Origin of the sequence: Exiguobacterium sp. s168 (assembly GCF_018619035.1) — a bacterium.
Classification (GTDB): domain Bacteria; phylum Bacillota; class Bacilli; order Exiguobacteriales; family Exiguobacteriaceae; genus Exiguobacterium_A; species Exiguobacterium_A acetylicum.
The window spans coordinates 35,894-48,524 of sequence record NZ_JACSNE010000026.1; the positions used below are offsets into that span (position 1 = coordinate 35,894).

Sequence of the window (12,631 nt, forward strand, 5' to 3'; positions counted from 1 at the left end):
GTCTTTTTGTTCAGAGTTGAATCGGTTTGATGTTCCAGATCGCATTCGCATACTCTTTAATCGTGCGGTCACTTGAGAACACACCTGACCGTGCAATATTAAGAATGACGCGTTTATACCATTCTTCTGGTTGCTGATACATCCGATCGATTCGTTCCTGCGCTTGTTGATACGACATGAAGTCTTTCAGGATCAGATACTCATCATTATACGTTAATAATGAATCGTAAATCGCTTGGAATTCACCTGGAGCAAATAATGTTCCGTCGACGAGACTATCGATGATCCGTCGCAACTCGGGTTGGGCACTGTATTGATCGTACGCACTGTAACCACCGTATTGTTTATAATTCATGACTTCCTGTGGTGTTAAGCCGAAGATGAAGATATTCGCATCCCCAACTTCGTCTCGAATTTCGATGTTCGCTCCGTCGAGCGTTCCAATTGTCAGTGCACCATTCATCATGAACTTCATGTTGCCGGTTCCGGAGGCTTCATAACTGGCAGTCGAAATCTGCTCGCTGACATCACTTGCCGGGAAAATCTTTTCAGCAAGCGATACACGGTAGTTTTCTAGGAAGACGACTTTCAAGTACGGACTGACGTCTGGATCCTGATTAATCAAGCGAGCTAACGCATTGATATAACGAATGACTTCTTTTGCATAATGATAGCCTGGTGCCGCCTTTGCACCAAAGATGAATGTCCGCGGTGTCATCGTGAAGGAACGGTCTTCCTTCAGACGATAGTAGAGCGAATGAATGTGTAACGCATTCAACAGTTGACGTTTGTACGCATGCAATCGCTTGACTTGAACATCAAATATCGAGGTCGGGTCCACGACGATACCGGTTTCTTTTTCAATGAGCAACGCTAATTCTTCTTTACGCTGAAGTTTGATTTCGGCGATGTCCTTCTGTAATGCTGAATCCTCTGCCCATTTCGTCAACTTTTGCAAATCGGACGGATGCTGAATCCAACTATCCCCGATTGCTTCTGTCACACGATTTGCCAGTGCTGGATTTGATGAGAGGAACCAGCGACGATGTGTAATCCCGTTCGTCTTATTATTGAAGCGAAGCGGAAACATCTCATAAAATAGTCGCATCTCGCGTTGCTTCAAAATCTCAGTATGAATCTGCGCGACACCATTCGTCGAATGCGTGCCGACGACAGCAAGATTCGCCATGTTGATTCGGTCATCCGCGATGATGGCGATATCTCGCATATGCGCTTCCATATGTGGATAGTTCGCAAGGACATCCTTACAGAAACGTCGGTTGATTTCTTCGATGATGAGGTAGATACGCGGTAACAAGCGACGGAACAAATCAATCGGCCAGCGTTCGAGTGCTTCTGATAGTAACGTGTGATTCGTAAACGACATGACACTCTTCGTGATGCGCCATGCTTCTTCCCATCCAAATCCTTCTTCATCGATTAGAATCCGCATCAACTCTGGAATCGCGACGACCGGATGCGTATCGTTGATATGGATCGCGATATGGTTCCCGAGTTGCTTCAATGAATGATTTCGCTTTTTAAAGGACGTCAAGATACTCCGTAATCCGGCAGAAACGAAGAAGTATTGTTGCTTCAGACGCAACTCTTTTCCTTCGTACGTCGTATCATCCGGATACAGGAACTCGGAAATCGTCTGAATCGATTGTTTATGTGCCAGTAAATCTTTATAGTTCCCACGGTATTGGCTAAGTAATTCATCATCATCAAGTGGAGACTCAGCACTCCAGAGTCGCAGGTTATTGACGACCTTGTTTTGATAGCCGACGATCGGCATATCGTACGGAACAGCACGGACGATTTCAGCCGGTTCATGATGGACACGATATCCATCACCGACTTCTTCAAGCCAGACATGACCACCAAATGGAACATCGACCGCTTTATCAGAACGTCTGATTTCCCACATGTTCCCGTTCTTCAGCCAGTTATCCGGTAACTCGACTTGATAGCCGTCGATGATTTTTTGCTTAAACAGACCATACTGATACCGGATCCCGTTCCCGTGTCCAGGAAGACCAAGCGCAGCCAGAGAATCGAGGAAACACGCCGCGAGACGACCGAGACCGCCGTTTCCAAGTCCTGGTTCCGGCTCTTCTTCTGTCAAATCACTGAGCTGATATCCGAGTTCGTCAAGTCCCCGTTCCACATCCTTTAAGACATCAAGACTCAATAGGTTGTTATGCAGGAAACGTCCGAGTAAAAACTCGAGTGAAAAGTAATAGACTTGCTTACTTTTTTTATGGATATATGTTTCCTTTGTCCGTAACCAATCAGTCGTGACCGTCTCGCGTACCAGATAGGCAAGTGTCTGATAGATATCGTTTTCTGTTGCTTCCGTTATTGCCTTGCCATGCATCGAAACGAATCGTTCCGTAAACCTCTCCTTGAACTTCTCTTTATCTTTGAACATGACGTAACCCCTTTTCCCAGTGATACGATCAAGTGGCGGACGGTGCAATCAAACGATATAACGCCAAGTATTCATCGGCTGAACGCAACCAACTGAAGTCTTCATTCATCGCTGTCTCAATCAAGTGCTCAAAGACCGGTCGATCATGATACACCTCGATCGTACGTTTAATCGCTTCTAAAAACTCATGTGCATTATAATTCGCGAACGAGAATCCATTTCCTTCTAACGTGAATTGATTGAACGGTTTGACCGTATCACGGAGCCCGCCTGTTTCCCGAACGACCGGTAAACAGCCATACTTCATCGAAATCAACTGACTGAGACCACACGGTTCAAAACGCGAAGGCATTAAGAAGGCATCACTTCCTGCATAGATTCGTTGTGCGAGACCAACGTCAAATCCGATATAAGAAGCGATTTTGTCTGGACGAATCGATGTCGCATGATGGAACAACCCTTCATATTCCGCTTCACCCGATCCGAGAATGATGAACTGCGCATCGAGTTCGAACAAGTCTGGCAAGATATGCGCGAGTAAATCGATTCCCTTTTGGTCGACAAGACGAGAAACGAAACCGAACAGTGGTACGTCCGGATTGATCGGGAGACCTAGTTCCTCTTGTAAGGCAGCCTTGTTTTTTGCTTTTCCTTCCGTGACGGTATCAACGGAATACGTCTCAACGAGATGCGTATCATGCGCAGGATCAAATTGACGATAGTCGATCCCGTTCAAGATGCCACGCACGTCGACAGCACGATGTTGTAAGACCGGCTCAAGCGTCTCACCGTAATACGGATCCATGATCTCATCACGATACGACGGACTGACTGTCGTGATTTGATTGGAGTGGACGAGTCCTGCCTTCATGTAATTGACGAGACCGTTATGAGCGATCCCATCTGCTGTGAAATGTTCATGACTCAAACCAAGTAAGTCACCGAGCACTTCCTCTGGGAAGACACCTTGGTATTGTAGATTGTGAATCGTAAAGACCGTTTTAATGTCTTGATAGCGCTCTAGGTGTTGATAATGGATTCGCAGGAACGCTGGAATCACACCTGTTTGCCAATCGTGACAATGGATGACGTCCGGTACTTCTTTCCGATCCAGATGTTGAATCATCTCAAGGACAGCACGTGAGAAATACGCAAACCGTTCCGCATCATCGTAATGTCCATAAATGACGCCATCTCGTTTAAAGTAGTACTCATTATCGATGAAATAGAACGTCACACCATCTTGTTTTAATCGGAGGACAGCACCAAATTGCTGGCGCCAACCGACTGGCACGATGAAGTCGAACAAGAACTCCATCTCTGATTTATATTGCTCCTTGATTTGACCGTAATTGGGTAAGACGACCGAAACGTCCGCCCCTTCCTCAGCAAGCGCTAAGGGGAGCGAGCCGACGACGTCAGCTAGCCCCCCTGTCTTGATGAAGGGTGTCGCTTCCGTGGCAGCAAACCATACCTTCATGAATGACATCTCCTTTAAACGATTGTTTGTTTTTTGATGACGATTGGTTCTTCTGCCGTTCCGCGGATGACTTGACCGCGTTTGACGGTGACTTCTTTATCGAGAATCGCGTACTCAACGACCGCGCCTTCTTCAATGACTGATTTTTGCATGATGATCGAGTTCTTGACACGAGCGTGTTTTCCGACTTTGACACCCCGGAACAAGATGCTGTCCGTCGTCGTTCCTTCTAATTTACAGCCGTTCGCGACAAGTGAGTTCTTGATGTCAGAACCCGGTAGATAACGTGTCGGTGGCTCATGCTTGATTTTCGTATAGACATGCTGGAAGTCATTGATTGCTCCCCATTGTTCAAGCAACAGCATGCTCTCACGATAGTATGAACGAAGCGAGTGAATGACTTGTGATGTACCACTGTACTCATAACCATGCACGTGTAGACGGTTCAACTGCGAACGAATGATACTCTGAAGTAAGTCGTACTCACCACGAGCAATCGCTTCATCAATTAAACGAACAAAGAGATTTTTCGACAGAACGACCGTTTCCATGTAGAATGTCTCATCCGTCGGCTGGAAACCCCGTGATCCGATTGCCGTTACGCGATTCTGTTCGCCAAAACGGATCGGACGGCAGTATTTACAAGGTAGTTCACGCTTCGTATAAACAACCGTGATATCCGCATTCGATTCTTTATGTTCGCGTAACACATCACGATAATCTACTGCAGATAAGATGTTTGAACCAGAGACAACGACGTAATTTTCTTTACTGCGAAGGAAAAAATCACGGTGCAGATGGAAGTTCGATAGATCCCCGCGGAACTCATTCGCATCTTGTGATAATGCGGGTGGGAAGATGTAAAGTCCGCCGTTTGAACGGTCAAGATCCCATTCCTTACCTGATCCAAGGTGATCCATCATTCCACGATATTTCTCGAGCGTAAAAATCCCGATGTTCGCGATATCGTTTTGTACCATGTTCGTCAATGTAAAATCGATCAACCGATAACGACCGGCAAATGGCACTGCTGCCAAGTTGCGATGTTCTGTCAATTCTTTAAAAAATCCTTCTTCACCACTCAGATTGATGACGCCTAATAGATCGACCTTCATTTCGTATATCCCCCTTATTGAATCGCTTCTTTGATGACTTCGTTCTTTTTGACGATACTGTCTGCTTCAATGACGAAGACTTCTCCGTCCGGAGACCCAATCGTCGCACCATCTTCAACAATCACGCCATCTGCTAAGATTGCCCGGTGAATCGTGACGTCTCGTCCGATTTTGACGTTCGGGAAAATGACCGAGTCCTTGACGAGTGATCCTTCTGCTACATCGACACCATAGAAGAGAACCGAATGATTGATTTCTCCTTCGATGTGGCATCCTTCGTTGATGATCGATGTCTCGACTGTCGCAGCATTCCCGATGTATTGTGGTTGCTGATTCGGGTTGACCGAATGTACTTTCCATGACGGTTCATACAAATCGAACTCAGGCTCTGCCGTCAATAGGTCCATGTTCGCTTCCCAAAGAGATTGAATCGTTCCGACGTCTTTCCAGTACCCTTTGAATTTATACGCACGGATATTGAGATTTTCAAAAAGCATGTTCGGGATGATATTTTTACCGAAGTCAAAGCTTGATTCCGCATCGCCGGCATCTTGAATCAAGTGGCGTTTTAAGATATCCCAGTTAAAGACATAAATCCCCATCGATGCAAGATTTGATTTCGGATTTTTTGGTTTTTCTTCGAATTCATTGATTCGTAAGTCATCGTCCGTATTGAGGATACCAAATCGCGGTGCCTCGTCCCATGGTACTTCACGTACGGAAATCGTGACATCAGAACCTGTCACACGGTGTTCCTCAATCATCTTTTCATAGTCCATTTTATAGATATGGTCACCTGATAGAACAAGAACATATTCAGGGTCAAATTGATTGATATAACTCATGTTTCGATAAATAGCATTTGCTGTGCCCTCATACCAGTTTTTGCCGTTCTGTGCTTGGTATGGTGGAAGAATCGTTAATCCGCCATTACGGCGATCCAGATCCCATGGACTCCCGATTCCGAGATAACGGTTTAATTCAAGTGGTTCATATTGCGTCAATACACCAACTGTATCGATTCCTGAGTTCGTACAGTTCGATAGCGGGAAATCAATGATCCGGTACTTTCCTCCAAATGCAACAGCTGGTTTTGCAGTATGTTTCGTTAAAGCTCCCAGACGTTTCCCTTCTCCGCCTGCAAGTAACATCGCAACGACATTCTTTTTAGCCATTTCGTCCCCTCCATTTATGCTCTTTTTTTCAGACAATTCGCGTTGTAAAATCCACAGATACTTTTATATACCCAATCTTTTCTCTTTTTAATATAACATTCCTGCAAAATAGGTTTATTAAAATACAAAAACCGAAAAAAAATCTATTGATTTCTCCATAAAAGACCGATAATAGGAATGAAATGGCTTTTTGAAAGGAGTTCTCATGCGAATTACTACAGGATATCTTGTCTTACTTGGTCTTGCGACGATGCTTCTATTTTCCTTATTTTCAATCAAAGATGAGCTGAAAACAGCACGTACACTTTTTTTCTGGGCCGATGAACAGACGACGCGACATCCACTGACCTCCTACCAACCAATCACTGTAACCTATGAAAACAAACGAGTCGAGCTCTATGACGGATTACGACGGGATGACCTAACTCCTCGAACATTGCCGCAAAAAGTTGAGCAAGCGTTTGTTGCCATTGAAGATCAGCGTTTCTATCAACATGACGGATATGACATCACAGGAATCTTACGCGCGTTTACAAAAAATCAGTCTGATTCTAAATCTCAAGGTGGCAGTACGATCACACAACAACTGGCAAGAATGACGTATCTGTCAAACGAAAAAACATATACTAGAAAAATAAAAGAGCTGTTAATTGCTGTGTCGTTGGAGCAAAAATATTCGAAAAAAGAACTGATGACAGCGTATGTCAATCAAGCCTATTTTGCGAATAATATTTATGGCATCGAACTTGCTGCGAAATCCTATTTCAATAAGCCAGCACGCGAGTTGAGTTGGTCTGAAATCAGTTTTCTGACAGCAATTCCGAACAATCCTTCTCTTTATGACCCGCTACGCTTTCCTGAAAACACAAAAAAACGTCAGCAACGAATCGTTCAAGCGTTAATACGCGATCGTGTCCTGACAAAAGATTTTGCTATTTCTCGTGTGTCGCCTCGATCCTACAAACCGAGTGTTCCTTATCCGGACTATATCGATGCGACCGTTCAAGCTGCCGTTCGGATGACGGCTCAAAAAAATGGTTGGAGTGAGAAGCATGCTGCAGAATATCTGCATCAACAAGGTGCGGTCATCTCGACATACCTCGACTCAGCAGAACAACGACGAGCTAAAGAAGCTCTTCGCAATCTACCCGACCCGATTGAGGGTGCTTATGTTGGCATCGACGGACAAACACACGGGGTCACGGCTCTTGTCGGCTACAAATCGAATTTGACAGGTCAGTTCAACCGAGCAGTGCAGTCGTACCGCCAACCTGGTTCAGCTATCAAACCGTTACTTGTCTATGGTCCTTACCTTGAAAAAACGAAAGCCCGCTTGTCGAGCACGTTAGACGGTAGTCCCGTCTGTATCGATGGATACTGTCCGTCAAATAGCGGAAATCGAATTCTCGGACAAGTAACGATTGCTGATGCGATCGCTTACTCCTATAACACACCAGCCATTCGAGCATTCGCGGTGTCTTTCCGGGAAGGATTGAAGTCCATCCGTCCGTTCCAGTTCAGCCAATGGACACGTGAGGATGACACCTTTACGAGTGCTCTAGGTGGTTTACAGTACGGAATCAGTCCATATGAACTGACGAACGCTTATACCGTATTCGTTAATGATGGGCTCTATCGACCGGCATCGATGATTAAAAGTATTACGCTTAAGAATGGAACGGTCGAACGACCACAAGAAAAGGAACAACGCATTTGGTCCAGTCAGACGAATCGGGAATTACGGGCTGGTTTAAAAAATGTCATGACATATGGAACGGGACGCAAAGGATATGATTCCTCTGCGCGCTATATCGGAGGAAAAACAGGAACAACGAACGATAACAAGGACATGTGGTTCGTCGGTATTAAGAATCAACATATCGGAGGGATTTGGCTAGGGGCAGATCGCCCGCGTCCCTTCCCTGTTGAGGCGAATGCAACGTTACAGGTCCAGACATGGGCGAAGATTTTACGTCCTTAAGTCAACTCGGAAATAAAATCGCTTCCCCGAAGGAATTGAATAAAGTTAGACCGACCCATGATAGACCAGCAAGCAGAACACCCCAGGCTAAGAAAGAAAAGATGATCAAACCGACGGCTCCTGCTGCACTCGTCATTTTACTGATTTGAACCGTGTAAAAGATAAAATAGATGAAAAAGGACACAAGCAACACGATGCCGACATGCAAGAAGGACGTCATGAAGGCGAAGCTGACACAACCTCCGATAAGTAGCAGAATACTTCCCGGACGTAACATACCGAGTGTCGTTCCCTCTTGTTCCTTGATGAAAAAGGCAAAACCGAGCTGATTGATCGTATCCGATAATAGTTTAAGCGAACTAAAGATCATAAAGTAGACGATCAAAAAGCCAAGCCAAACGACGAGCTTCGTATCGCGTGCCGTCAAGAGTTGAAGTAGTTCATCGTACACGCCGACTTGATCGAGCCAATGTAATGCGAGTTCCGTCGTTGCAATCGCAAGGGACGTACTAAATAACAAAATGCTGATCAGCGGGGCATAACTTAATAGGTAAACGTTCGTACGCATGTGGAGTCTCCATTCATAGAAAATTCATATGTAGCACACAATTTCACTTACAGGTATACTATAATAGATTATATCGGTTCAAGAGACTGAAGGGGGAAACAAAAATGGCATTTATCTTAATGGTCGGCGTAAGTCTTGCGTTTTTGACAGCAATCTTCACTGCAGGCTACAACAAAAAACCTGAAGGTAACGAATAATTCATAAAAGCTCCATCCTGATTCAGGATGGAGCTTTTGCTTTACAGAAGACCTGCGTATCCTTGTTGACGTAATGCTTCATAGACGATGATCGCTGCCGTGTTTGAGACGTTCAGTGAACGAACGAGGTTCGATTGAGGTAGACGGATACACCGTTCTGCGTTCGCATCGATGACTTCAAGCGGCAATCCTTTTGTTTCCCGACCAAAGACGAAGAAATAGTCCTGTTCGATGTCCGATAAGTCAATCTGACTCGGGTACTGTTCCCCATATTTCGTAATATAGTAGAAAATACCTTCCGGATGTTTCTCCCACAGTTCTTCTAACGAATCATGATAACGAACATCGACGAATTCCCAGTAATCAAGACCCGCACGTTTAAGTTGCTTATCGTCCGTCGAGAAGCCGAGCGGTCGAATCAAGTGAAGGACGGAATGCGTCGCTGCACAGGTACGTGAAATATTTCCTGTATTTTGAGGAATCTCCGGTTGATACATAACGACATGAATAGCCATGATTCAATTCTCTCCTATCTCATGCGCTAAAAGCGCTTCTTTATGGGCAATCCCACTTACAAAACCCGTCAGTTTACCCGTCGCCCCTATGACGCGGTGACATGGATAAATCAATGCGATCGGATTCCGATTCAAGGCACCGCCGACGGCTCGTGCTGCCTTTGGTTTGCCAATCATTCGAGCCAGTTCACCGTAACTGATCGTCTGACCAAACGGAACGGTTCGTAAAGCATGCAATACTTGCTCTGCAAATGGTGTGACACGTAACTGACAAGGAAGCGCGTCAAGCGCTTGTATGTCTCCTTGTGCGTAACGATCAAATGCCATGCGCCAAGCTTTCGGTAACTCACCTTCGTCGGTTTCTTCTTTTAAATAGGTCCGAGCACGCTCTTCATTCAATCCAAAATCGAGATACACGATTTGCTCTTTTTCCCATGCGACGAGCAATGTACCAAACTCATAAGTGAGCTGTTGAAATGGCATCTGATTCCCCCCACTCCTCAAGTAACCGTTGTCCTTCTGTTTGAACATCCACTGCAGTATCCGCTAAAAGACGTGATTTGATGTACGACTTCTCATCGACTCCACCAATTCGACCAACTGCCCAGAGTGCAAGCGCCCGCATGTCTTCGCGGGCATCGTTTTCCGTCATTAACCGTAGCGCCTCAATCGCGCTCTTGTCTCGATAATGAACGAGCGCACAAATCGCATTACGCTGAATCGGTTTCTTTCCACGCCATGCGCCGGATAATGTTCCGAACCGACTCTTGAACTCACGGTTACTCATGGATAAGAGTGGGACTAAGAGCGGTTTGACTTGTTCTGGATCCGGCTGTAGTTCAGCGTGATGTGTCGCATTCCTCTTCCGGTTATATGGACAGACTTGCTGACACGTATCACAACCGTATAGACGGTTCCCAAGCGCCATTCGAAATGGTTCTGGAAGCAGCGTTTTCGTCTGTGTCAAAAACGAGATACACCGTTTAGCGTCGATGACGCCAGGTTCAACAAGCGCATCCGTCGGACAAGCGTCGATACACTTATTACATGTTCCACACAATTCTTCGACTGGCTGATCAGGCGGTAGGACGATATCTGTAATTAGTTCACCAAGATAGAGATAGGATCCGTGCTTCTCACTAATGATCGAGCAGTTTTTCCCACTGAATCCGATACCTGCTCGTTCCGCCACAGCACGATCGACGAGTTCTCCCGTATCGACCATTGAGCGCGTCCTTGCACCTGGATTTAATTCTTGGATTTTTTCTTCAAGTAACGTCAAACGTTGGCGCAACGCCTGATGATAATCGAGCCCCCAAGACGATCGACAAAAGATACCGCGCCGCTCTCCTTCTTTGCCACGCGGCGCATTTTTAAGGGTACTTGGATACGCGACCGCAATCGCAATGATCGAAGCGGCATCTTCTACGAGTAATGAAGGAGTCGTTCGTAAATCGAGATCCGGCTCTTCGAAACCAGAAGCAAAGCCTTTCTCCTGTTGTGCTTGGAGTCTACGTTTTAAAACAAGAAACGGATCAGCCGTCGTCACCTTCAGCTCATCGATTCCGATCTCTGTTGCGTACTCTTGTAAAGCCAGTTTCAATTGTACACCATCCATCACGACTCACTCCTTTCCTGTTAAGATTCCTTCCTAAACAAAAAGAGCAAGGTGTCAGCGAAAACGACACATTGCTCTTTTTTGGTAAGCGGGTGAAGGGAATCGAACCCTCGTCATCAGCTTGGAAGGCTGAGGTTTTACCATTAAACTACACCCGCATGATCAGGTGAAACATCAGATTGTGTAAAAAGTATAAAGCGGGTGAAGGGAATCGAACCCTCGTCATCAGCTTGGAAGGCTGAGGTTTTACCATTAAACTACACCCGCAAGATACCGGTGGTCGGAATCGAACCGACACTCCAAAGGAACACGATTTTGAGTCGTGCGCGTCTACCAGTTCCGCCACACCGGCACAATCTCTTGCAAAACTATTTAATTGAGAAATAGTTGGAGGCGCCAGTCAGAATCGAACTGACGATAAAGGAGTTGCAGTCCTCTGCCTTACCACTTGGCTATGGCGCCACTCATTGGAGCGGAAGACGGGATTCGAACCCGCGACCCCGACCTTGGCAAGGTCGTATTCTACCACTGAACTACTTCCGCTTGAAAAGCTGGGCTGGAAGGGATCGAACCTTCGCGTGCTGGAATCAAAATCCAGTGCCTTACCACTTGGCTACAGCCCAATAATAAGAGGGCGACTGATGGGAATTGAACCCACGAATGCCGGAATCACAATCCGGTGCGTTAACCACTTCGCCACAATCGCCATGGTAAACAGGGGCAGCAGGAATCGAACCCGCGCTGACGGTTTTGGAGACCGTAGTTCTACCGCTAAACTATGCCCCTATGGTGGTGGGGGGGGGCGGATTCGAACCGCCGAACCCGAGGGAGCGGATTTACAGTCCGCCGCGTTTAGCCACTTCGCTACCCCCCCACAATTGGGAAAATCATGTTTTTTTTAAAGATGGTGGCTTTGGACGGAATCGAACCGCCGACACAAGGATTTTCAGTCCTTTGCTCTACCAACTGAGCTACAAAGCCTTAACAATGGCGGTCCTGACGGGATTCGAACCCGCGATCTCCTGCGTGACAGGCAGGCATGTTAACCGCTACACCACAGGACCGTATGTAATTGCGGGGGCCGGATTTGAACCGACGACCTTTGGGTTATGAGCCCAACGAGCTACCAGACTGCTCCACCCCGCGACGCTATAAATGGTGACCCGTACGGGATTCGAACCCGTGTTACCGCCGTGAAAGGGCGGTGTCTTAACCGCTTGACCAACGGGCCATTATGAATTGAAAGTGATGATGGCGGAGAGCAAGGGATTCGAACCCTTGAGACGCTTTTGACGCCTACACGATTTCCAATCGTGCTCCTTCGGCCACTCGGACAGCTCTCCATTGTACGTGGTGAAGAAGTAATAAATGGCTCCGCAAGTAGGATTTGAACCTACGACCTACCGGTTAACAGCCGGTTGCTCTACCGCTGAGCTATTGCGGAACGATCGCCTGGCAGCGTCCTATCCTCACAGGGGGAAGCCCCCAACTACTTTCGGCGTTCAAGTGCTTAACTTCCGTGTTCGGCATGGGAACGGGTGTGACCAC

General features: G+C 46.5%; 9 protein-coding genes, 15 tRNA genes and 1 rRNA gene. 1 reads left to right on the forward strand and 24 read right to left on the reverse strand.

The genetic code is table 11. The features are described 5' to 3' along the window. Positions 1 to 10 precede the first annotated feature (10 nt). From KNQ15_RS13580 to KNQ15_RS13595, 4 genes are read right to left on the reverse strand one after another with little or no spacing between them, the layout of a single operon-like run. Positions 11 to 2,434, reverse strand: a complete 2,424-nt coding sequence (locus tag KNQ15_RS13580) for a glycogen/starch/alpha-glucan phosphorylase (RefSeq protein WP_029340920.1) — start codon at positions 2,432 to 2,434, stop codon at positions 11 to 13. Positions 2,435 to 2,462: 28 nt separating this feature from the next. After that, positions 2,463 to 3,914, reverse strand: a complete 1,452-nt coding sequence (gene glgA / locus KNQ15_RS13585) for a glycogen synthase GlgA (protein ID WP_029340919.1) — start codon at positions 3,912 to 3,914, stop codon at positions 2,463 to 2,465. Between the two features lie 14 nt (positions 3,915 to 3,928). Further along, positions 3,929 to 5,029, reverse strand: coding sequence for a glucose-1-phosphate adenylyltransferase subunit GlgD (glgD, locus tag KNQ15_RS13590; RefSeq protein ID WP_023467325.1), 1,101 nt, complete (start codon positions 5,027 to 5,029; stop codon positions 3,929 to 3,931). A gap of 14 nt (positions 5,030 to 5,043) precedes the next feature. Continuing rightward, the gene (locus KNQ15_RS13595) at positions 5,044 to 6,204 is read right to left on the reverse strand and encodes a glucose-1-phosphate adenylyltransferase (protein ID WP_023467324.1); all 1,161 of its coding nucleotides are present in this window, start codon (positions 6,202 to 6,204) and stop codon (positions 5,044 to 5,046) included. 205 nt (positions 6,205 to 6,409) lie between these two features. Here KNQ15_RS13595 and KNQ15_RS13600 point away from each other — a divergent pair, with 205 nt between their 5' ends. Continuing rightward, on the forward strand, positions 6,410 to 8,185 hold the full coding sequence (locus KNQ15_RS13600) for a transglycosylase domain-containing protein (RefSeq protein ID WP_214729782.1): 1,776 nt from the start codon (positions 6,410 to 6,412) through the stop codon (positions 8,183 to 8,185). Between the two features lies 1 nt (position 8,186). Here KNQ15_RS13600 and KNQ15_RS13605 read toward each other — a convergent pair whose 3' ends face one another. From KNQ15_RS13605 to rrf, 20 genes are all read right to left on the reverse strand, one after another. Further along, the gene (locus KNQ15_RS13605; protein ID WP_029340917.1) at positions 8,187 to 8,753 is read right to left on the reverse strand and encodes a DUF5366 family protein; all 567 of its coding nucleotides are present in this window, start codon (positions 8,751 to 8,753) and stop codon (positions 8,187 to 8,189) included. Between the two features lie 238 nt (positions 8,754 to 8,991). Beyond that, positions 8,992 to 9,465: a tRNA (uridine(34)/cytosine(34)/5-carboxymethylaminomethyluridine(34)-2'-O)-methyltransferase TrmL gene (gene trmL, locus KNQ15_RS13610; protein WP_029340916.1), complete on the reverse strand. Its 474-nt coding sequence runs from the start codon at positions 9,463 to 9,465 to the stop codon at positions 8,992 to 8,994. A 3-nt stretch (positions 9,466 to 9,468) separates the two neighbouring features. After that, a complete protein-coding gene (locus KNQ15_RS16960; protein WP_214729783.1) occupies positions 9,469 to 9,948 on the reverse strand; it encodes a methylated-DNA--[protein]-cysteine S-methyltransferase in 480 nt (159 codons plus the stop codon). Beyond that, on the reverse strand, positions 9,923 to 11,083 hold the full coding sequence (gene queG, locus KNQ15_RS13620) for a tRNA epoxyqueuosine(34) reductase QueG (protein ID WP_214729784.1): 1,161 nt from the start codon (positions 11,081 to 11,083) through the stop codon (positions 9,923 to 9,925). The genes KNQ15_RS16960 and queG overlap by 26 nt, the downstream gene beginning before the upstream one ends. Before the next feature lie 87 nt (positions 11,084 to 11,170). Beyond that, positions 11,171 to 11,241: transfer RNA gene (locus KNQ15_RS13625), tRNA-Gly, on the reverse strand. A 38-nt stretch (positions 11,242 to 11,279) separates the two neighbouring features. After that, positions 11,280 to 11,350: transfer RNA gene (locus KNQ15_RS13630), tRNA-Gly, on the reverse strand. 4 nt (positions 11,351 to 11,354) lie between these two features. Further along, positions 11,355 to 11,435: transfer RNA gene (locus KNQ15_RS13635), tRNA-Leu, on the reverse strand. 36 nt (positions 11,436 to 11,471) lie between these two features. Beyond that, a tRNA-Cys gene (locus KNQ15_RS13640) sits at positions 11,472 to 11,545 on the reverse strand. Positions 11,546 to 11,551: 6 nt separating this feature from the next. Further along, a tRNA-Gly gene (locus KNQ15_RS13645) sits at positions 11,552 to 11,626 on the reverse strand. Positions 11,627 to 11,634: 8 nt separating this feature from the next. Continuing rightward, a tRNA-Gln gene (locus tag KNQ15_RS13650) sits at positions 11,635 to 11,706 on the reverse strand. A gap of 10 nt (positions 11,707 to 11,716) precedes the next feature. Continuing rightward, positions 11,717 to 11,789, reverse strand: a tRNA-His gene (locus tag KNQ15_RS13655). Between the two features lie 9 nt (positions 11,790 to 11,798). Then, positions 11,799 to 11,869, reverse strand: a tRNA-Trp gene (locus KNQ15_RS13660). Positions 11,870 to 11,873: 4 nt separating this feature from the next. After that, positions 11,874 to 11,957: transfer RNA gene (locus KNQ15_RS13665), tRNA-Tyr, on the reverse strand. 31 nt (positions 11,958 to 11,988) lie between these two features. After that, positions 11,989 to 12,064 (reverse strand) — tRNA-Phe (locus tag KNQ15_RS13670). Between the two features lie 7 nt (positions 12,065 to 12,071). After that, a tRNA-Asp gene (locus tag KNQ15_RS13675) sits at positions 12,072 to 12,147 on the reverse strand. An 8-nt stretch (positions 12,148 to 12,155) separates the two neighbouring features. Continuing rightward, positions 12,156 to 12,229 (reverse strand) — tRNA-Met (locus KNQ15_RS13680). Positions 12,230 to 12,239: 10 nt separating this feature from the next. Beyond that, positions 12,240 to 12,314, reverse strand: a tRNA-Glu gene (locus KNQ15_RS13685). Positions 12,315 to 12,335: 21 nt separating this feature from the next. Then, positions 12,336 to 12,426: transfer RNA gene (locus KNQ15_RS13690), tRNA-Ser, on the reverse strand. Positions 12,427 to 12,452: 26 nt separating this feature from the next. Then, positions 12,453 to 12,527: transfer RNA gene (locus tag KNQ15_RS13695), tRNA-Asn, on the reverse strand. Positions 12,528 to 12,533: 6 nt separating this feature from the next. Next, a 5S ribosomal RNA gene (gene rrf / locus KNQ15_RS13700) occupies positions 12,534 to 12,631 on the reverse strand; the annotation flags it as partial.

What these genes read in the sequence shown, in the direction of transcription:
- trmL (WP_029340916.1), bottom strand. Translation starts at nt 9,465, where the DNA reads ATGGCTATTCATGTCGTTATGTATCAACCGGAGATTCCTCAAAATACA.
- KNQ15_RS13605 (WP_029340917.1), bottom strand. Translation starts at nt 8,753, where the DNA reads ATGCGTACGAACGTTTACCTATTAAGTTATGCCCCGCTGATCAGCATT.
- KNQ15_RS13595 (WP_023467324.1), bottom strand. Translation starts at nt 6,204, where the DNA reads ATGGCTAAAAAGAATGTCGTTGCGATGTTACTTGCAGGCGGAGAAGGG.
- glgD (WP_023467325.1), bottom strand. Translation starts at nt 5,029, where the DNA reads ATGAAGGTCGATCTATTAGGCGTCATCAATCTGAGTGGTGAAGAAGGA.
- glgA (WP_029340919.1), bottom strand. Translation starts at nt 3,914, where the DNA reads ATGAAGGTATGGTTTGCTGCCACGGAAGCGACACCCTTCATCAAGACA.
- KNQ15_RS16960 (WP_214729783.1), bottom strand. Translation starts at nt 9,948, where the DNA reads ATGCCATTTCAACAGCTCACTTATGAGTTTGGTACATTGCTCGTCGCA.
- KNQ15_RS13600 (WP_214729782.1), top strand. Translation starts at nt 6,410, where the DNA reads ATGCGAATTACTACAGGATATCTTGTCTTACTTGGTCTTGCGACGATG.
- KNQ15_RS13580 (WP_029340920.1), bottom strand. Translation starts at nt 2,434, where the DNA reads ATGTTCAAAGATAAAGAGAAGTTCAAGGAGAGGTTTACGGAACGATTC.
- queG (WP_214729784.1), bottom strand. Translation starts at nt 11,083, where the DNA reads ATGGATGGTGTACAATTGAAACTGGCTTTACAAGAGTACGCAACAGAG.